At 56.3% G+C, this 16,940-nt stretch carries 24 protein-coding genes; 9 read left to right on the top strand and 15 right to left on the bottom strand.

Translation table 11 applies throughout. From position 1 onward, the window contains the following. Positions 1–163 precede the first annotated feature (163 nt). The 4 genes from FHX05_RS06370 to FHX05_RS06355 form a co-directional block, all read right to left on the bottom strand. A complete protein-coding gene (locus tag FHX05_RS06370) occupies positions 164–889 on the bottom strand; it encodes an SOS response-associated peptidase (protein ID WP_183870993.1) in 726 nt (241 codons plus the stop codon). Next, positions 780–1,121, bottom strand: coding sequence for a hypothetical protein (locus FHX05_RS06365; protein WP_183871212.1), 342 nt, complete (start codon positions 1,119–1,121; stop codon positions 780–782). Before FHX05_RS06365 ends, FHX05_RS06370 begins: the two co-directional genes overlap by 110 nt. 399 nt (positions 1,122–1,520) lie before the next feature. Continuing rightward, on the bottom strand, positions 1,521–2,072 hold the full coding sequence (locus FHX05_RS06360; protein ID WP_183870992.1) for a hypothetical protein: 552 nt from the start codon (positions 2,070–2,072) through the stop codon (positions 1,521–1,523). A gap of 58 nt (positions 2,073–2,130) precedes the next feature. Then, positions 2,131–2,370 carry a hypothetical protein gene (locus FHX05_RS06355; RefSeq protein ID WP_183870991.1) on the bottom strand — a complete coding sequence of 80 codons (240 nt, stop codon included), beginning with the start codon at positions 2,368–2,370 and terminating at the stop codon, positions 2,131–2,133. Between the two features lie 477 nt (positions 2,371–2,847). Here FHX05_RS06355 and FHX05_RS06350 point away from each other — a divergent pair, with 477 nt between their 5' ends. The 4 genes from FHX05_RS06350 to FHX05_RS06335 all read left to right on the top strand — a co-directional run bounded on the left by FHX05_RS06350 (position 2,848) and on the right by FHX05_RS06335 (position 5,848). After that, positions 2,848–3,360 (top strand): phospholipase D family protein, encoded by a 513-nt coding sequence (locus FHX05_RS06350; RefSeq protein WP_183870990.1) that lies wholly within the window; start codon positions 2,848–2,850, stop codon positions 3,358–3,360. Positions 3,361–3,441: 81 nt separating this feature from the next. Further along, positions 3,442–3,759: a hypothetical protein gene (locus tag FHX05_RS06345; protein ID WP_183870989.1), complete on the top strand. Its 318-nt coding sequence runs from the start codon at positions 3,442–3,444 to the stop codon at positions 3,757–3,759. A gap of 242 nt (positions 3,760–4,001) precedes the next feature. After that, positions 4,002–4,985 carry an AAA family ATPase gene (locus tag FHX05_RS06340; RefSeq protein ID WP_183870988.1) on the top strand — a complete coding sequence of 328 codons (984 nt, stop codon included), beginning with the start codon at positions 4,002–4,004 and terminating at the stop codon, positions 4,983–4,985. Beyond that, on the top strand, positions 4,982–5,848 hold the full coding sequence (locus tag FHX05_RS06335) for an SIR2 family protein (protein ID WP_183870987.1): 867 nt from the start codon (positions 4,982–4,984) through the stop codon (positions 5,846–5,848). Before FHX05_RS06340 ends, FHX05_RS06335 begins: the two co-directional genes overlap by 4 nt. 203 nt (positions 5,849–6,051) lie before the next feature. Here the strand turns inward: FHX05_RS06335 and FHX05_RS06330 are convergent, their stop codons facing one another. From FHX05_RS06330 to FHX05_RS06310, 5 genes are all read right to left on the bottom strand, one after another. Continuing rightward, positions 6,052–6,261 (bottom strand): hypothetical protein, encoded by a 210-nt coding sequence (locus FHX05_RS06330; protein ID WP_183870986.1) that lies wholly within the window; start codon positions 6,259–6,261, stop codon positions 6,052–6,054. A gap of 182 nt (positions 6,262–6,443) precedes the next feature. Continuing rightward, positions 6,444–6,698: a PilZ domain-containing protein gene (locus FHX05_RS06325; protein ID WP_015340956.1), complete on the bottom strand. Its 255-nt coding sequence runs from the start codon at positions 6,696–6,698 to the stop codon at positions 6,444–6,446. 287 nt (positions 6,699–6,985) lie between these two features. Continuing rightward, positions 6,986–7,375, bottom strand: coding sequence for a hypothetical protein (locus tag FHX05_RS06320; RefSeq protein WP_183870985.1), 390 nt, complete (start codon positions 7,373–7,375; stop codon positions 6,986–6,988). A 132-nt stretch (positions 7,376–7,507) separates the two neighbouring features. Continuing rightward, positions 7,508–7,759 carry a DUF6074 family protein gene (locus FHX05_RS06315; RefSeq protein WP_112399240.1) on the bottom strand — a complete coding sequence of 84 codons (252 nt, stop codon included), beginning with the start codon at positions 7,757–7,759 and terminating at the stop codon, positions 7,508–7,510. A gap of 121 nt (positions 7,760–7,880) precedes the next feature. Beyond that, complete coding sequence (locus FHX05_RS06310; RefSeq protein ID WP_112335012.1) at positions 7,881–8,135, bottom strand: DUF982 domain-containing protein; 255 nt, start codon at positions 8,133–8,135, stop codon at positions 7,881–7,883. 143 nt (positions 8,136–8,278) lie between these two features. Here FHX05_RS06310 and FHX05_RS30310 point away from each other — a divergent pair, with 143 nt between their 5' ends. After that, on the top strand, positions 8,279–8,707 hold the full coding sequence (locus tag FHX05_RS30310) for a hypothetical protein (protein WP_246698846.1): 429 nt from the start codon (positions 8,279–8,281) through the stop codon (positions 8,705–8,707). A gap of 91 nt (positions 8,708–8,798) precedes the next feature. Here the strand turns inward: FHX05_RS30310 and FHX05_RS06300 are convergent, their stop codons facing one another. After that, positions 8,799–9,059 (bottom strand): DUF982 domain-containing protein, encoded by a 261-nt coding sequence (locus FHX05_RS06300; RefSeq protein WP_183870984.1) that lies wholly within the window; start codon positions 9,057–9,059, stop codon positions 8,799–8,801. Positions 9,060–9,315: 256 nt separating this feature from the next. On the opposite strand from FHX05_RS06300, the gene FHX05_RS06295 reads away from it, so the two are divergent. From FHX05_RS06295 to FHX05_RS06285, 3 genes are all read left to right on the top strand, one after another. After that, entirely contained in the window at positions 9,316–10,011 is a 696-nt protein-coding gene (locus tag FHX05_RS06295) for a DNA-3-methyladenine glycosylase I (protein WP_112335009.1), read from the top strand. A gap of 54 nt (positions 10,012–10,065) precedes the next feature. Further along, on the top strand, positions 10,066–11,097 hold the full coding sequence (locus FHX05_RS06290) for a hydroxyacid dehydrogenase (RefSeq protein WP_183870983.1): 1,032 nt from the start codon (positions 10,066–10,068) through the stop codon (positions 11,095–11,097). 87 nt (positions 11,098–11,184) lie between these two features. Beyond that, on the top strand, positions 11,185–12,180 hold the full coding sequence (locus FHX05_RS06285) for a prohibitin family protein (RefSeq protein ID WP_183870982.1): 996 nt from the start codon (positions 11,185–11,187) through the stop codon (positions 12,178–12,180). A 29-nt stretch (positions 12,181–12,209) separates the two neighbouring features. Here the strand turns inward: FHX05_RS06285 and FHX05_RS06280 are convergent, their stop codons facing one another. The 4 genes from FHX05_RS06280 to FHX05_RS06265 all read right to left on the bottom strand — a co-directional run bounded on the left by FHX05_RS06280 (position 12,210) and on the right by FHX05_RS06265 (position 15,628). Beyond that, positions 12,210–12,866, bottom strand: a complete 657-nt coding sequence (locus FHX05_RS06280) for a methionine ABC transporter permease (protein ID WP_183870981.1) — start codon at positions 12,864–12,866, stop codon at positions 12,210–12,212. After that, a complete protein-coding gene (locus FHX05_RS06275; RefSeq protein WP_183870980.1) occupies positions 12,856–13,941 on the bottom strand; it encodes a methionine ABC transporter ATP-binding protein in 1,086 nt (361 codons plus the stop codon). Before FHX05_RS06275 ends, FHX05_RS06280 begins: the two co-directional genes overlap by 11 nt. A 125-nt stretch (positions 13,942–14,066) precedes the next feature. Then, on the bottom strand, positions 14,067–14,915 hold the full coding sequence (locus FHX05_RS06270; RefSeq protein ID WP_112420288.1) for a MetQ/NlpA family lipoprotein: 849 nt from the start codon (positions 14,913–14,915) through the stop codon (positions 14,067–14,069). 209 nt (positions 14,916–15,124) lie between these two features. After that, positions 15,125–15,628 carry a cupin domain-containing protein gene (locus tag FHX05_RS06265; protein ID WP_112399234.1) on the bottom strand — a complete coding sequence of 168 codons (504 nt, stop codon included), beginning with the start codon at positions 15,626–15,628 and terminating at the stop codon, positions 15,125–15,127. A 331-nt stretch (positions 15,629–15,959) separates the two neighbouring features. Between FHX05_RS06265 and FHX05_RS06260 the strand changes: the two genes are divergently transcribed. Further along, positions 15,960–16,349 (top strand): hypothetical protein, encoded by a 390-nt coding sequence (locus FHX05_RS06260; RefSeq protein ID WP_112335002.1) that lies wholly within the window; start codon positions 15,960–15,962, stop codon positions 16,347–16,349. A gap of 57 nt (positions 16,350–16,406) precedes the next feature. On the opposite strand, the gene FHX05_RS06255 is transcribed toward FHX05_RS06260, so the two are convergent. Next, the gene (locus tag FHX05_RS06255; RefSeq protein ID WP_112415381.1) at positions 16,407–16,820 is read right to left on the bottom strand and encodes a carboxymuconolactone decarboxylase family protein; all 414 of its coding nucleotides are present in this window, start codon (positions 16,818–16,820) and stop codon (positions 16,407–16,409) included. Positions 16,821–16,940: the final 120 nt, after the last annotated feature.

The raw sequence follows: 16,940 nt of genomic DNA, 5'->3' as shown, positions 1-16,940 counted from the left end.
AAATCCGGGAAGGCACGCGAAAAAAATCAATGCTAGGACTGCAATCGTCTCCGTCCAAATCATCAGTGAGAAGGCACAGATCGCTACCAGGAATAGCCTGTAGACCATGAGCCTCGTCGATGTCGGCAGGAATTTCGTCGGGCGGTCCGGCTCCTCGCTCATCTCAGTTCAACTTCTCTTTCGATAGAAGCACCAGTTCGTCATCTGGCAACGGCCGCTGAAGCGACTTCGCTTCTTCCCATGGGGCCGTTAGCCAAGTCTCGACTTCATCTTGATCGCGAAGAATGGCGGGCATTGCCTTGTAGTGAACCGGCTCGACGACGGCATTCGGCTTGCAAGTCAGGAAGCCATAGAGATCGACTGTGACTTCTCCCTCCTTAATCTTGCGCACGGAAGTCCATTGCGGCACCCATAAGCCCGCAAAGAACATCAGCGGTTCGTCCTCGCTGCCCGCAAACCAGGCATTCGGTGTCCTTCCTCCTTCGACCTTGCTTGCTGGGTCCGGCTCGGCAAAACGGGTGAACGGCACGACGCAGCGATTTTCTACGCCAAACCAACGTTTCCAGTGTTTGCTATTGATGTTTCGGACGTTGGTCGTGCCTCCGTCAGGCTCCAATCTCAGCAATTCGTTGAAGTCGAACTCTTTGCCCTTGGCGCGCAACTTATCGGCGCGCTTCTTTGCATTCTCAAATATTGCATCTGCGGAAGAGGGCAGCCCCCAGCGAACCTTTGCCAACTCTCGGCCGGCGGGCGTGTTCCGCACGATCGGCCCCATCTTATCAGGATAAATGTCCAGTTCCGGCTCCAGGTTTCCGATGCTGTCGATCATCGCTCGGGTAAAATGCCGTATCGCTTCCTGATTGGTCGTAACGTTGTAAAGATTGCACATTTGATCCTCTGCCGTTCCATTCGCCGGACTTGGAAAAATCACTTGGCAGCACGATCCGGCCGCCGATCAGCCGTTGAACATTGCGCATTGTCGCCTCTTCTTTGAAACAAAGCACCTGATATGAGGCACCGCAATACTGGGCGTGCTTTGTCTTGTACGTAGGGTCGATTTGCCTGACTGCCTCGTGAAGCGGTCCGGATTCGCGATAGGTCATGCCCTCGACCAGGATCATAAGCCTATGCGGCCATCCCCTGTCCAGTTGGGCTCTCGTCAGCCTCATTCTCCGATCCATCGATCCACCTCAAAGCTTTATATCTTTCCACACCGGTCTGCGGATAATTCTGATCTCGGTAAGCCGACGTACGCTCATGCCGACGCGTTCAGCCGCTGACGGGCTTACTAAGTCGACGTCCAAGTAATCCTTTCGCTCGCACTTCTCGCAGCGGAATTGCTTTGCGATTTGTCGAACGGAAATGTTTCCGCACAGCTGCATGATATCCACCGGCTCATAAAAGCGTTTCACCCGGCAGAGCTCACAGGTGATTTTGACAAAGTGCGACCCTTGCGCATAGCTGGATAGCGTAGGCGCCGAAAGCACGTCCATTCGGCTCGGGGCCTTCTCGGGCATCGGTCATGCTTGTGCTTGGAAATATTGCACCCAGGTGGGATGGGTTTCGATCCCATCGACAATGAGCCCAATGGTCGCCTCAAGGTTTTCGCCAATATCGTACCAGTTCGGCCCGAGATTGAGTTCGGTTCGATCGATCTGGATGCTGATGAGCGTGCAGATCTTGCCTTCGGCTTCATCGATCACAAACTGCAAATCTGCGAAGTATCCCGATGGCAAGGCAGTATTCACTTGCACCCGCTTGAAAACGAGGCCAGGCCTGCCTTCGGTCTCAACGGCGAGCGCATGTTCGATTTCGTTGCTCGGAAGATCGAATGGGCCTTCCCACCAGAAGGTATATGGCGGGAGGTCGTCGTCATTCTCGTGATCATAGTCATAAGCGCCGATTTGCTCGAGCGCGCCGCGCGCATCATTGATGATCGCGAGGAACGCTGCGGATTTGCCAATGCCGCCGTCGTGCCGCCGCTCATCAAAAACATCCTGGCTGACGAATGCGACAAGTTGCTTGAGCACCTCTGCGTCTTGGCGCGTGATTGTGTAATGGTTCGGTTGCATGGCGCACGTCTCCGTTCCGCCCGGAGGGGCGGTTCAGTATTGAAAATATCGGTCTATCTCAGGCGGCGTTTAGATCGGCGATCTCGCCATGCTTCGCCAGAAGGCGAGGTGACGACATATCGCCGCTCTCCTCATCGACCATGACAGCATAAGCCGCGACGCCGACGAAGCGGGAAGCCATTGCCTCGGCAATCCGTTCGGCGCTGACCGCATTTGAAGCCTGGCGCATCTCACCCGGCACCAGGTTGCCGCGGTTCTTCCGATAGGGCAGGACAATGAATTTCTCGGCGGTGCTCATGGCGTCTTCCTTAATTTGTTCTCAAAATGTTCTCATTTTGGAGAAGAGTCAAGGCTTCAGAAAAGAACATTAGAAAAATGTAATTCATAATATTACATCAAGCTGTATTAAGCGCCAATTCAGTTTCAAATGTGATGATCCTCTCGGGGATAGGTATTTATTCAATTGGCAAAATCGCGCTGGACTAACTTGACACGAGAAGAGCGAGAGAAACTTGCTCATCTGATTATGAAGATACTGCTGCCGATCTTTGGCGGCCTGACTGTTCTTGGTATTTCTATGCTTATACTATTTCTGTAAGCGAACACGAAGAAGTTCGACCGTACCATGTAACGCGTAGCGGTATGCGCGACGGTGATGGAGGAGCGCTCTGCCTGATAGGCGGGATGCGGAGCGAAGAGTCTCCCAATATCTCTTCTTTCTTACTTAGGCGCGCTGGATGTGAGCTGGGCGCCCTCGGTATGCTATGGAGATCGCATGAGATTCGCCGCCGCCACGATTGTCGCTCTTATATTTGCAAGCCCGGTTTACTCCGGCCAGCCAATCGAGGCGAAAGTTTCCGTCTGCTTCACGCCAGGCGAACAATGCGAGAGCAAGATCATCGATGCGATCGACCGAGCTCGGTCATCAATCCGCGTCCAGGCTTATGGCTTTTCCTCGCTCCCGATCATCCATGCGCTGCAACGAGCCGCGGGCAGGGGCGTTGAAGTGCTCGCGATCCTCGATAAGACCAATGAGCGGAAATATTCGGGCGCGACGCTGCTTGAAGCCGTCGGCGTTCCAGTCTGGATCGATTTCGAGCCGGCGATCGCGCATAACAAGATCATCGTGATCGACGGACGCCTGACGATCGGCGGGTCTTACAATTACACCGCCGCGGCGCAGAAGCGGAATGCGGAGAACGTGACCTTTACCGAGAGCCGAGAGATCGCGCGTCAGTTCATGACAAATTGGGATAGCCGATTGAAGGTGTCGAGAGCTTTCGAGTAGCCGCGCCTATTCCGGCCGGAAGCGCTTTTTGAACCGGCTCAGCGCATCGTCCAAGCCTGCGTTTTCGATCACTGTGAGAACATGGGCATCGGCAACCTCGACGAGGGCGGTTGCGACCTCCTGCTCATCCCATCCAGCTTCAACGGCCGCCTGCGCAAGATCGCTGAAGGCGACGTGAACGGCGTCCTGGCATTTCAGGTGCCGGTCAGGATCTCCAGGCGGCAAGGTTGGTGGCGATATAAGAACCATCTCCACAGGATGGACGTGATCAGCGGAAAATCAAGGTCATTTGCTCGCCTATGCAACCCACGCCGTTTTACACCCCTATTGATACCAAATGGCTTTTTCTCGCGCGAACGGCTGAGTTTTACAGCTAAGCGCTTGAACCGTAGGCATTAGTTCGAGCTTCCCAAGCTGACGCTCTTTCTGCAAACCTGGCGCCCTATGATGTAATTAATAGCAGAGTCAATTCATCGAACGTGCTCATTATTCCCGTTCGGCTCCGGCGCGCTGCAACTATTCACACATCATCTTTGACAGCGATGCGAGGCTTTGCTGTGGCCATCGGCGCCATCGATCAACCCTAGTTGCAATTGAATTTGCGAGCAGCTACTCAAAGATCGTAAAATTGGGGATTAACGATGAAGTCCGTGGCCTTCTTTACGAATAAAGGCGGGGTAGGAAAAACTACCCTTGTATGCAATCTTGCTGCGGCACTGGCGGCATACAACAAAAAGATCCTCGTTGTCGATGCTGACCCTCAAACGAACGCCACGCAATATATGTTCCAAGACAGCGTCTTGGATGAAATCTATGAAAAAAAGTCAGCTTATACAGTCTATTCGATGGCAAGACCTCTTTCCCAGGGAAAGGGGTTTTCGACTGATAACGTCTTCAGGCGCTCTCATTCCTTTTTCGTTGATGTCTTACTTGGCGACCCGCGACTAGCACTGATTGAGGACACGTTGGCCGCTGACTGGAATAGCGGTAACGTCCGTGGTCTACGCACGACTTATATGTTCAGAAACTTCCTGCTCAATTGCGGAGATTATGATTTCGTCTTTTTCGATATGGGACCGTCGTTGGGCTCTATAAATCGATCCGTATTGATCGGCTGTGATTATTTTGTGCTGCCCCTTTCTATCGATCTCTTTAGTATAAGAGCGACGGAGAATATTTCTTCTTGGCTCACAGAATGGAAACGTCGATTAACCTTACAGCTTAGTTCTATAAGCGATCATTCTGAAATTGAAGTTCCCGATTTGGAATTTCGGCTTCGATTGTTGGGGTACGTCAATCAACAGTACACCGCAAAAAGGGACCCTCGCGGCGAGCGTCGTGCTGTTAAAGCCTACGAAAAAATCATGCGGGAGATCCCTGATGCGATACAGCGGAGCATCATTGACGAGCATCAACCGAGCCCGGAGCATTTTGACTACTCACTCGGTGCAGTCCCGAACCTCCACAGCCTCGTTCCAATGTCGCAAACTAGCCGGAAGCCCATATTCGCGCTGAAAGGGAGCGATGGGATAGTTGGCGCCCATTTTGTGAAGGTGGCTGAGGCAAGTGATATATTCCATTCCATTGCGGCACGGTTTCTAAATAACATTGAGGCGCTCCCATGATTGCCTGGCCGGAAGATCTCGTTTCCGCCATAGCACGGAGACGTGCCGTGATATTTATTGGCGCCGGCATATCGATGAATTCCAAAGATCAGCATGGTAATTCGCCCCCGAACTGGAGCAGGTTTCTGGAAGATGGCATTGCCAAATGCGCAGGCTCTCAAACTGAAATGAAAAGGTTGTTGAGATCAGGAGATTTGCTTACCTGCTGCCAAATTATTAAACATAAAATGGGACACGATTGGGTACCATATTTAGAAGAGTGCTTTCTCGCTCCCCAATTCTCTCATGCCCCAATGCATGAGGAAATCCTAAGGCTAGACGCGTCAATAGTCGCGACGCCAAACTTCGATAAAATATTTGATAACTACGCGACAGCCACCACAGGTAACTTGCTAAAGATAAAGAAGTATTTTGACGACGACCTACCGCGCGTGCTCCGTGGCGGGGAAAGAAATCGCTTAATTCTTAAAATTCACGGCTGCATTGATACGCCTGACAAACTTGTTTTCACTAGGGAAGACTACGCAGACATTCGCAATCGCCATGCGAATTTTTATCGGGCAATGGATGCTCTCATTCTGACCCACACTTTTCTGTTTATCGGATGCGGGATGAACGACCCGGACCTATCGCTTGTCCTTGAACAGTATGCTCGCTCTTTTGGCGCGGCTCCGCCGCACTATTTCGCCGTAAGCGGAAAGAGGACTCCGGAATTCGCCAGCTTGCTAGAGCGAAACTTCAATCTCAGACTCCTCCCATATTCTGCGGCCGACGGCCATGAAGAATTATTGGAATCGATGAGAGACCTGAATAACAGAGTCGAGCAGCGAAGAGAAAAACTAGCGGAATCAAACCTCTGGTGAGAGCGGTTTAACCAGCTTTGGTCGCTAACGGACGTTTACCCGGCCCAACGAAATTTGGGGAGATTGCTTGAGACGGTCCTCCGCTACCAGAACTTCCAAAGTGTTGAAAGCTCTCGTGATCGCAAGCTCTTAGCGACCTGCATGGCGTGCTTGTTCCTATGGGCTCGGAAGCTAAACCACTTCGACACTTGAGAGGACCTGATTCAGGAGCCAGCTGCTCGAATCCCTTTGGGCCCGTCGAGCCGGGTTACGTTGTCATCCAAGGTTCGCACCGCTGTTGCCAGGGTCGCGAGTGCCGACATCATGAGGGCATGGTCTTGGCCTTCTTGGGATTGCGATTGGGACAGAGCAAGAGCGCGATCATGCAGTTGTTGGCCGATTGTATCGAGCCGATCGATGGTTTCCTGGTTCATAGCCGTCTCCTTCACAGGTCAATTCGGCAGGGGTGCATATGCCAATGCATGGTGCGGCTTATTTGTTCCGGGCGAACCTTATCGACGCGCGGTAACTGTAACCGGTATACCGCCCAACTTTGACGGGGAGCTATTTCGGATATTCATCTGGACGCCCATAGGAGTTGTGGGCGAGAGTGCCCTCACACAAACTCGACGCCCATGCTGTTGATTTTGCGCCAGCGTACTGCACATGCCATCAATCTCTCGTCCGAAAGTTGCAGGTCGAAGGTGTTGGGTGCTGCGAGAGGATTTTCGATTTGGATCAGGGCGCCGGTATCGGACAGGTTTCGCACGAGGCAATCGAAGACCGAATGTCCATCGTTGAAGATAATTTTTGCGCCGAGAAGCGTTCGCTTTCGGGTCGCTACCCGGCCTTCGGGTGAGAATGCCGTCATGGGATTGGCTCCTTGACTTTTGTTTTTGCTAATATGGCATGTTCTAATATCCAAGAGATTAAAGAGAACCCGCAAATTGAGCACTTTCCACTTACTAGGGTGGTCGGGAGGCTAGTCCAAGTGTTGGGTGAATGCCCGTCGGTCGGAGCTTGGCGCAGCCGGAATGCATTGGCACTTCCCCATTCCCGAGAGGCCATCCTTCGGCACGCTTTCCGTTGAAAATATCTCGGCAGAGCCGGATGGACGACGTCGCCGGCGAACAACCCGCCGTCATTTGCGTTGTATTTTCAAATGGCCCATGGAAATCCACGCGACATACCTTGCAAGACGAAACCTGCTCTGGCACCGTGCTGCCATAGGGGATCGGGATTTTCAATGAAACTGTTTTTGGCGGCGGCCACCATGCTGGTGGGCGCCAGTTCCGCGATGGCGGCAGACGATGCCGTGAACAATGCGTTCCGGGTCTGCAAGATGATCGACAATACGGGCTTGTTTACAGCGCCGTGCCAGGTGTCCAGCCGCAGGTACGCCGTCATGGCGACAATAGATCTGCCGAGCGCCGACGCCAGAAAGGCCTGCGCGCAGATTACCGGCGTGGTTTCGTCAAAGGGGCTCCATTTCCCTGGAGGAGAATGGACCGTGCAGATCAAGTCACCCACCAGCGGCGACAAATCCATCGCATTTTGCAGATTGCCGAAATAGAGCAACTCTAGGAAAACTGATTAAAGGTTTTCCGTCCGGAACCGCGAAAAAACAAAGAGATAGAGTGTTCTCGCGATTCAATAAAAAGCGGAGGGGCTCTAACGTCGTCAGGCCGAGGCGTTCAGTTCCTCTTCGGCATAGGTAAGCTGCAGTTCCATCTGCACCGCATGCATGAAGAGGCCTGCTTGCCGCGAGATTTCGCCGTCTTCCACTCCCTGTTCGCGCAAGGCGTTGGCAAAGATTGCCATTTCCGAACGCCAGAAGCGGTTTGCCGCTTCGCCATTTAGCTGTTGAAGGGCTGCGGCACACCGCCTGACATCACTGGTACGCCTGTCGGCCGGGAATGGTAGAAGCGACATATTCTCTCCGTCATTGGCAGGGCGAATCGCCTGCCTCTGTTGGCAAGATCGCCGGCACTTGTTCACAAAAAGTGAATAATGTCAGAGAGATCCCGCATGCCGCGGGAAGCGCGGGATGATTTCATTGCATGACGGATATGCCAGCCTCCCGTGCAGCCTTGATCAAGGCCTCCCTTACGGCTTCGGCGGGGACGGCTCCAAGCATCGCTTCGAGGCAGATCCGCACTGCCGCGACATATTCCTCGCCATTTTCCACCGGCCAATATTCCAGCAGCAACTCCGCCGCCTGATGCACTGAATTGATACGGCGGGTTCCGCCGTTCTCTCCCATGACAAGCGTGATAGCCGGAAATGGGCGTAAAGTGTTTCGTTTCAAAACGTATTACCTCCGAAACATTCATGCTTCGGTAAGACTGCAAGAAGCGTTCCGGACCGTAGGTCTTGCCCGATGCCTTCGCATTTAGGCGCCATCAAAGCCCCGCGAAAACCGCGAGGATCTGACAGCGGTTTGAGAATGGATTGAACCTCGCGAGAGCTCTAATCCAATACGTTCGCTTCCACGCAGGCCGCGATGAACATCTTCCTGGCTTTATCACTCAGCAGGGGATCGATATCGGCTTGGAGGCAGAGGCTTCGGGCGGAATCATATTTTTCGCCTCTGATGGCCGGCCAACGGAAAAGAAGGTGATTGTGGGCTTCCCTAGGGCTTCGGACGGCCTCGGGCATTCCATAGCCGATGCGCAAATAGACTGGCTCGTGCCAGCGGCCATCGCCGGCACTAAAAATACTGGTCATTTCGATGATGCTCCGAAATTGCCTCCCCCAACTCCTGCCGGGGCAAAAAGTTTCGCAATATCCGGAAAATTAGTCATTCTGCGCGGGAAAGCGGTCCGATCATACGGCAATCACCGGGAGGACGGTCATCCGCGACAGTGCCGCGATTGGTGAGCCCAGTCGCACTGGCTGGTTCGCTGAACCATTCCATAACGAGACATGCGGCATGTCCCGTCCCCGAATGGATGAAAGAGGGCGATCGTTTTTACTGAATTACCGGCATTTCCAGAGGGACGCCAGCCTCGGATGCCGCGGCGACAAAGCTGTTGCGGGCCTCCAGTGATTGTCCCTGACCTCTTTCGACGTCGGCACAGATTTGCAGTGCCATCATGAACGCCTTGCCCTCCGCAACGGGCCATGCGTTCAGCAGCATGTTCAGTGCTTCTTTCGTGTTTGCGACCGTATAGACTTTTCCGGTACGCTTGCAGATGACCATGATGGGATTATTCCAGTCTTTATTATTCATGGCACGGGGCTCCGATCCGACGCGGCCGCAATTAACGCTACGGTGCGTGAAATCTCAAGTTAATTTCAAGACCATATCTGGAGCAGTCCGGAATTGTTTCAATCGTCGGGAAATCAATTCGAGCGCCGGCGTGATCAACTTTCGAACCGTAACTTTCGATAGGATGTTTTTCACAGAAAATCATCGCACGGAGATTACATGCGCGGGGCAATGAGGTCATAAAAGACTTGTCGCGCGGCATGACCGGGAGAGGATGATGGGAAGCTTTGCGGAGATCAGGGAGCGCGCCGAGAAGCGCAAGGGCGGCACCGATGGACTGAGGGCGTTGATGCCCAGAATGCCGAACCATGACGCGCTGCGTACGCTGCCCGACGATCGGATATTGTCGGAAATGACGCGCTACATCTTCTATGCGGGTTTCGTGCGCAACGTCATCGATTCGAAATGGACGGGCTTCGAAGCCGCTTTCTCCGGCTTCGATCCCGCCTTCCTCAACCTCGCACCGGACGATTACTGGCATGATCTGACCTCCGATGTCCGGGTCATCCGCAATGGCGCCAAAATCATGTCGGTCAGGGCCAATGCGCAGTTCGTCCGCCGGCTTGCCGACGAGCATGGCAGCGCCGGCCGCTTCTTCGCCGATTGGCCGATGGACGACCAGATCGGCCTGCTGGCTCTTCTGGACAAGCAGGGCAGCCGGCTCGGCGGTATGACCGGACAATATCTGCTGCGCGCAATCGGCCGCGACAGCTTCGTCATGAGCCATGACGTTCTCGTCTGCCTGCGGCTTGCGGGGGTGCCCGTTTCGGAAAGCAAGCCCACCAAGAAGGATCTGCGGCTGATTCAGGATCAGTTCAATGCCTGGCACGCGGAGACGGGCCTGCCGCTCACCCATCTCTCGCGCATTTGCGCCTTCTCTGTCGGAATGCCAGGGGAGGAGGACGAGGCCTGATTGATCTCATCCATCGAATGATATTGGATCGCCTCGGGATACAGGAGGAGCAGAATGACGACCGACAGCAGACCCTTGGCCATCAGCGCGCCGGAGCCGCGCTCGCTTGAGCTTATCTTCACCAAGGAAGCACTGGCGCTCCTTCGCTCGAAATACCGCATCGTCGAAACGGATCCTGACGATGTCGCGGGATTAGGGGATGATGTGCTCGGCGAGGCGCGCTATATCATTGGCCAGCCGCCCTTGTCGAAGGAGACGCTCGACCGCATGACGCAGCTGCGTTGCATTCTGAATGTCGAGAGCAACCTCATCAACAATATGCCCTATGAAGTGCTCTTTGAACGCGGCATCCATGTCGTCACCACAGGTCTCGTCTTTGCCGAACCGGTTGCCGAAATCGGCCTTGGGTTTGCGCTAAGCCTGGCGCGCGGCATCGCCGATGCCGATCTTGATTTCCGCGAGGGCAGGGAGCTTTGGGGCGGCGATGGCAATGCCAGCGCCCGGCTGCTTTCGGGCAGCGATATCGGTATCGTCGGTTTCGGCGATCTCGGTAAGGCGCTGAACCGGGTTCTCTCCGGCTTCCGTGCCAATATCAGCGTGTTCGATCCCTGGATGCCGCCATCGATCCTGAGAGAGCATGGCGTGCAGCCCGCCGGGCTGGACGAGGTGCTGTCCGCCAGCGATTTCGTCTTCGTTGTTGCCTCCGTCACCAGCGAGAACAAGGGTTTTCTCGGCGCTGAGGCTTTCGCGAGGATGCGCAAGGGTGCAGCCTTCATCCTGCTCAGCCGGGCCGATGTCGTCGATTTCGATGCGCTGATGGCGGCGGTCGCATCCGGCCATATCGTGGCGGCGAGCGACGTCTATCCTGAGGAGCCGCTCGGCCTCGATCACCCCGTGCGCAAGCTCAAGGGCTTTCTCCGCTCGGCCCATCGTGCCGGCGCGCTCGACAGCGCCTTCAAGAAAATGGGCGACATGGTGCTGGAGGATATGGATCTGATGGATCGCGGCCTGCCGCCGATGCGCTGCAAGCGGGCCGAACGGGAAACGGTGTCGCGCATGCGTTCAAAGCCGGTGACGCGCAACTGACGGTGGTCGCACGAGGCATGAAACGGCAGGTGCATTTCCGAGTCGACTCATCTATCTCTCCCCCATAGCGTGCAGATGGGGATATCGATGGCAAACCGGGAAATCGACATAGCATCCGTGGCGAACAAGGGTCGCATTACGGCATTCATCGGCATCATCGCCGTGATAGCCGTGCTGATGCTCGTCTTCAGTTCGTGGTACACGATTGATCAGGGCGAGCGCGGCGTCATCCTGCGCACCGGTGCCATGGTCGGCACGGCGGAACCGGGCTTGCATTTCAAGTTGCCCTGGATCGAGACCGTCGTCAAAATCCCGGTGACCCAGCAGGTCACCTATTGGACCTGCCAGAACGGCTCGAACTGTCAGGCCAACGAGCATCAACAGATGCAGGCCTATTCGCAGGATCAGCAGCCGGCGGATATGCGCGTCACCATCTCCTGGCATGTGCCGGCGGATGCCGTGGAACATGTCTATTCGGAGTTCGGTTCGCTCGGCAATCTGGAATCACGGCTGATCGCACGGCGAGCTCCTCAGGATGTAAAGACGGTGTTCGGCAAATTCACCGCCGCCTCCGTCATCCAGAACCGGGCGCAGTTCAACACCGACGTCCAGGCGGCGATCGAGGCAGGCATTCAGGGTCCGGTACAGATCGACAGCGTGCAAGTCGAGAATATCGATTTTTCGGATGCCTATGAGAACAGCATCGAGCAGCGCATGCTGGCGGAAGTCGAAGTACAGAAGCTGCGGCAGAATGCGGAGCGCGAGAAGGTGCAGGCGCAGATCACCGTAACGCAGGCTCAGGCCGCAGCGGACGCACGTCGCGCCGATGCGCAGGCCCAGGCCGACGCCGTGAAGCTGCAGGCGGAAGCCGAGGCTGAAGCGATCCAGCTCCGCGGCGACGCCGAAGCGAAGGCAATCAAGGCCCGGGGCGATGCATTGCGCGACAATCCGAACCTGATTTTCCTCACTCAGGCGGAAAAGTGGAATGGTCAATTGCCAACCACCATGCTGCCGAACGCTTCGGTGCCGATGCTTAATCTCGATCAGCGCCAGAGCCCCGCCACGTCGGCGGAGCATGAATAGCATCGATTGCGCGTGATCAGGGAGCCGAGCTAGCGGCGGTCGAGCCGGTTGGCTAAGCGATCGCCCAGCCATTGCATGCCGCAGACCAGAATGATCAGCACGATGACGACGGCGATCATGACGCCGGTTTCGAAGCGCTGATAGCCGTAGCGGATCGCAAGGTCGCCGAGGCCGCCGCCGCCGATGGTACCCGCCATTGCGGAAGCCCCGATCAGAGTCACCAGCGTCACCGTGAAGCCGGCGACGATGCCGGGCATGGCCTCTGGCACCAGCACTTCGCGGATAATCGTCCAGCGATTGCCGCCCATGGCGCGCACCGCATCGATCAAGCCGCGATCGACTTCACGTAGGGAGACCTCGGCGATACGGGCATAATAAGGGATCGCGGCGATGGTCAGCGGCACGATCGCCGCCGTTGTGCCGAGCGCCGTGCCGACGATCAGCCTTGTCAGCGGGATGAGGGCAATCAGCAGGATGACGAAAGGCACGGCGCGGAAGCCGTTGACGAGCGCGGCAAGGACGCTGTTGATCGCAGGCTGCTCGGCAATGCCGCCGCGACCGGTGACGACGATGGCGAGGCCGAGCGGCAGGCCGATGACCAGGGAGAGGAGGCCGGACGCAGCCGTCATCCAAATCGTCTCCCAGAAGGAGCGCCAAAGCAGGCCGAGGATCACATCAGTTGTCATAGCCTAAAACCTCCACCCGGGCGGAGCGGGTTTTCAGAAAATCGCTGACCTGCGCCGGCAGATCCGGATCGCGCGTCGGGACGGCGACGAAGAAGCGGGCAACGGGTTGGTTCTGGATGTGGTCGATGCCACCGTGAACCAGGCGAAAAGAGCGCGGCAGGGCAGCCGAGAGTTCTGCAAACAGTGCCCCTTGCGCGGCCGGACCGGCAAGATCGACGCTTAGGATCGCTTCGACGCCTGATGTCGGCGACAGACGGGCGGCGATGTGCTCGGGAAGCTGCGGGCGGATGCCGCCGAGCAGGCTTGCCGTGATCTCCGTTTCGGGGTTGGCGAAGACCGTCCATACGGAGCCTTCCTCGACGATCCGTCCGGCATCGATGACCGCGACGCGGTCTGCGATCGAGCGCACCACTTCCATCTCGTGGGTGATGAGTAGGATCGTCAGGCCGAGCTTGCGATTGATATCCTTCAGCAGTGCGAGGATCGACCGCGTCGTTTCCGGATCGAGCGCCGACGTTGCTTCGTCCGACAGCAGAAGCGCCGGGCGGGCAGCTAGTGCGCGGGCAATACCGACACGCTGTTTCTGGCCGCCGGAGAGGGCGGTGGGATAGGCTTTTGCCTTATCGACGAGGCCGACAAGATCAAGCAGCTCGCGCGCCCGTTGCAGCCGTTCGGCCTTGGCCACCCCCTCGATCTTCAGCGGTAGGGCGATGTTTTCCTCGACGGTCTTTGCGGACAACAGATTGAAATGCTGGAAGACCATGCCGATGCGGCGACGCAGCGGCTGCAGTTCCTTTTCCGAGAGGCGTGCGATGTCGCGGCCTTCGATATGGATCTCGCCGCTATCGGCGCGCTCCAGCCCGTTCAGGCAACGGATCAGCGTCGATTTACCGGCGCCACTGCGGCCGATGATGCCGACGATCTCGCCACGGCGCGCGGTCAGTGAAATTCCATCAAGCGCAGGCGTCGTGCCGAACCGGCGGCGGACATCGACCAGGCGGACGATTTCGTCGCCCACCGCTCGTTCGGGCGGCGCCTGTCCGTCGATTGATGTGGCCGGGATGAAGGAATTCATGTCTGCTTCCCAATCTTCTTTTTGCGTTCGGCGCGGGTTGAGCGTGGCTTTAAACATCAAAGGCGGCCCGGGCAAGATACCCCGGCCGCCTCGCCGCTCAGCGCGGTCCCCGCGCCGCCCTGACATCAATAGGCGCTGATGCCCGTTCCCTTGTAAACCTTGTCGAACTCTGCCTTGACGGCGTCATTCTGGTAAGCCGCAACCAGCGTCTTAACCCAGGCCTCGTTCTCGCTGCCCTGCTTGACGGCGATAAAGTTGCGGTAGGGGTTGCCGTCGATCGGCTCCTGCGCAATGCGATCCTTCGGGGTCAGGCCGCTCTTCAGCGCCCAGTCGGTGTTGACGACGGCTGCGTCCAGGTCGTCGATCGAGCGGCCGACGATGCCGGCGTCCAGTTCCTTGATCTCGACGTTCTTGGGGTTTTCAACGATGTCGGCGGTCGTGGCGAGAATGCCGGTGCCATCCTTGAGCTTGATCACGCCTTCGTTCTGCAGCACGCGCAGTGCACGGCCCTCGTTGGACGGATCGTTCGGTACGCCGATGACCGCACCCTTCGGAAGCTCTGCCACGGTCTTGTGTTTCTTGGTGTAGAGGCCGATCGGCCAGACGCCAGTATAGCCGACGCTGACGATGTGGTAGCCGTGCTGCTTGATCTGATTGTCGAGGTAAGGCTTGTGCTGGAAAGCGTTGGCATCGATTTCGCCGCGCTCGAGGGCTTCGTTCGGCTGGGTGTAGTCGTTGAAGACGACCGTCTCGATCTTCAATCCTTTCTTGGCGGCTTCAGCAGTCACGACACGCCAGACATCTTCGTCTTCACCGCTGATGATGCCGACCTTGATTGTCTTGTCTGCCGCGAAAGATGGCGTAGAAGTCGCCGTCCAGCCGAAAACGGCGACAGCAGAGGCGAGGATGGCAGCAAGGCCGGCGCGGCGGGAAAGGCGCAGCGCGTCGAAACCTCTAGAAAGCTTTTCAGTCATGGGAAATCCTGTTCCTGATGATCGAGATCAATATCTCGTGACGGCTTAATCATCTCAGACGCGTGTTCGCGCTGCCAAGCAGGATCATGCGTTGTGCGCCGCACTTCTGAAAAACTCTTTTCAGTGCGGTGCAAAGCGCAAACTAATTTTCTATAAATATTGTAGATTATTTATGCGGCAAATAAGATTTTGCCTGAAAAATGTGCAGATTAACGATGGATCGGGTCCTTCCAGAGGACTTCTTCCGGTTTTTCCACCGGTTCGATATCCAGATTGACAACGACCGGTTCCTGCCCGGAGCGAACGAGAACACATTCCAGCGTTTCATCGCGGCTGGCATTGATCTCCTGATGCGGCACGTAGGGCGGCACGAAGATGAAATCGCCGGGGCCGGCTTCGGCGACGAATTCGAGGTTGTCACCCCAGCGCATCCGGGCCTTGCCCTTGACGACGTAGATGATGCTTTCGAGGTCGCCGTGATGGTGAGCGCCGGTCTTGGCATTGGCGTGGATCGTCACGGTTCCCGCCCAGATCTTTTCAGCGCCCGCGCGCGCATGATTGATCGCGGTCGCGCGGTTCATGCCGGGGGTTTGTGCGGTATTCGGATCCAGCGCGTTGCCGGGAATGATCTTGATGCCGTGTTTGCGCCAATCGATGGGCTGAGGGTCGTGATCGTGCCCGTCGTGATGCTGATGTTCATGATCGCCGCACATGGCGTTCCCTTTGCTCTTGGGAGAGAGATTCGCGCGCCTTTCCTCGGCACCCGGTAATTTCATACTACGCGAAGTCATTCAAAAATAAAGAGAATTACAGAAAATTCTTAAAGAGGCTTTTCAAGTCGAGATTAATCTATAGACTTGATCAAGTTAAATGACCGGTGGGAACATTTCGTGTGTGTCCCGCGTTGCGCCGGTCACGAGATGGTTTGCCGCGCCACGCCCCGTTCTTCCGGCGCGCCAAGCTGACGAAGCAGCGCTTGGGTCTCGGAGGAGAGACCATCCAATTTCATACATGCGCCGGACTTCCAATTGAAAGGAGACAGACATGTCGAATGCCTTGCCGCCCCTTCATGAGGGTCATGCACCCATCACCCTGCAGCAGCTCTTCCGCGAAGCGCTCTATGCCTTCGAGGAATGGGACAGCGAAGTAACCGAACCGATCGTGACGTTCGAAGGACGCATCCATCCCATCAGCGTTGTGTTCGAAGCGATGCGCGAATGCACAGACATTGTGCCCAACAACATTGTCTCGGCCGTAACCGAGCGGCTAACCAAGCCCTGGGAGGGCGAAGGCCCGCTTGACACGATGACCTTTTCGACGGCTGCCCGCGTGATGGGCGTTCTCGTTCGCAAAAGGCTGCTCGCCGTGAATAACGGGCTCAACGTTGCCGCCCTTGCTGCAGACGCTCAGACGACGGAAAAATCCGATCGCTGAAAAGCGAAAGACCATTTAAGGAAGGCCCGCCGGCACGCCCGCGGGCCTTCTGCATTTTCAGCGTTTGCGGACATCGAATTCCGGATCGACAGGGATCTGCATCGCCGTGACCAGATGGTTCGTTTGTCCGGCAAGGCCGATCACCGCCAGCAGCTCCGCATGCTGGGCATCGGTCATCCCTTTCGCCTTCGCGGCAGCCGTATGGGAATGGATGCAATAGCTGCAGCCATTGGCAGTGGAGACGGCAATGTAGATCATCTCGCGCACCAGCGGATCGAGCGCGCCTTCCGTCATCATGACAGCTTTCAGCCCTTCCCAGGTGCGCTTCAGCAGTGCCGGGTCGTTCGCCAGGCCGCGCCAGAAATTATTGACGAAATCGGATTTTCTCACTGCGCGAATATCGTCGAACACCGCCTTCACGGCCGGGATCGCCTCTGCCTCCGCATCATCGAGCAATTTAACCGTTGCCATTCCCTGCATCTCCTTCAGCAAATCCATTTGGGTCGGACAATAGCGCATTTTGTGGCGCTGGCGGCAGCATAGAGCCCGAATTCATGCTGTCTTTTCGATTGCAAAAATCATGCATATGTG

The organism is Rhizobium sp. BK491, assembly GCF_014194925.1.
Lineage (GTDB): Bacteria > Pseudomonadota > Alphaproteobacteria > Rhizobiales > Rhizobiaceae > Rhizobium.
This window is presented reverse-complemented; position numbering and strand designations above follow the sequence as displayed.

Bases quoted from the DNA above. Each gene is read 5' to 3' on its own strand.
- FHX05_RS06370 (WP_183870993.1), bottom strand. From the start codon at position 889: ATGTGCAATCTTTACAACGTTACGACCAATCAGGAAGCGATACGGCAT.
- FHX05_RS06365 (WP_183871212.1), bottom strand. From the start codon at position 1,121: ATGATCCTGGTCGAGGGCATGACCTATCGCGAATCCGGACCGCTTCAC.
- FHX05_RS06360 (WP_183870992.1), bottom strand. From the start codon at position 2,072: ATGCAACCGAACCATTACACAATCACGCGCCAAGACGCAGAGGTGCTC.
- FHX05_RS06355 (WP_183870991.1), bottom strand. From the start codon at position 2,370: ATGAGCACCGCCGAGAAATTCATTGTCCTGCCCTATCGGAAGAACCGC.
- FHX05_RS06350 (WP_183870990.1), top strand. From the start codon at position 2,848: ATGAGATTCGCCGCCGCCACGATTGTCGCTCTTATATTTGCAAGCCCG.
- FHX05_RS06345 (WP_183870989.1), top strand. From the start codon at position 3,442: ATGGGCATCGGCAACCTCGACGAGGGCGGTTGCGACCTCCTGCTCATC.
- FHX05_RS06340 (WP_183870988.1), top strand. From the start codon at position 4,002: ATGAAGTCCGTGGCCTTCTTTACGAATAAAGGCGGGGTAGGAAAAACT.
- FHX05_RS06335 (WP_183870987.1), top strand. From the start codon at position 4,982: ATGATTGCCTGGCCGGAAGATCTCGTTTCCGCCATAGCACGGAGACGT.
- FHX05_RS06330 (WP_183870986.1), bottom strand. From the start codon at position 6,261: ATGAACCAGGAAACCATCGATCGGCTCGATACAATCGGCCAACAACTG.
- FHX05_RS06325 (WP_015340956.1), bottom strand. From the start codon at position 6,698: ATGACGGCATTCTCACCCGAAGGCCGGGTAGCGACCCGAAAGCGAACG.
- FHX05_RS06320 (WP_183870985.1), bottom strand. From the start codon at position 7,375: ATGGATTTGTCGCCGCTGGTGGGTGACTTGATCTGCACGGTCCATTCT.
- FHX05_RS06315 (WP_112399240.1), bottom strand. From the start codon at position 7,759: ATGTCGCTTCTACCATTCCCGGCCGACAGGCGTACCAGTGATGTCAGG.
- FHX05_RS06300 (WP_183870984.1), bottom strand. From the start codon at position 9,059: ATGAATAATAAAGACTGGAATAATCCCATCATGGTCATCTGCAAGCGT.
- FHX05_RS06295 (WP_112335009.1), top strand. From the start codon at position 9,316: ATGGGAAGCTTTGCGGAGATCAGGGAGCGCGCCGAGAAGCGCAAGGGC.
- FHX05_RS06290 (WP_183870983.1), top strand. From the start codon at position 10,066: ATGACGACCGACAGCAGACCCTTGGCCATCAGCGCGCCGGAGCCGCGC.
- FHX05_RS06285 (WP_183870982.1), top strand. From the start codon at position 11,185: ATGGCAAACCGGGAAATCGACATAGCATCCGTGGCGAACAAGGGTCGC.
- FHX05_RS06280 (WP_183870981.1), bottom strand. From the start codon at position 12,866: ATGACAACTGATGTGATCCTCGGCCTGCTTTGGCGCTCCTTCTGGGAG.
- FHX05_RS06275 (WP_183870980.1), bottom strand. From the start codon at position 13,941: ATGAATTCCTTCATCCCGGCCACATCAATCGACGGACAGGCGCCGCCC.
- FHX05_RS06270 (WP_112420288.1), bottom strand. From the start codon at position 14,915: ATGACTGAAAAGCTTTCTAGAGGTTTCGACGCGCTGCGCCTTTCCCGC.
- FHX05_RS06265 (WP_112399234.1), bottom strand. From the start codon at position 15,628: ATGTGCGGCGATCATGAACATCAGCATCACGACGGGCACGATCACGAC.
- FHX05_RS06260 (WP_112335002.1), top strand. From the start codon at position 15,960: ATGTCGAATGCCTTGCCGCCCCTTCATGAGGGTCATGCACCCATCACC.
- FHX05_RS06255 (WP_112415381.1), bottom strand. From the start codon at position 16,820: ATGGCAACGGTTAAATTGCTCGATGATGCGGAGGCAGAGGCGATCCCG.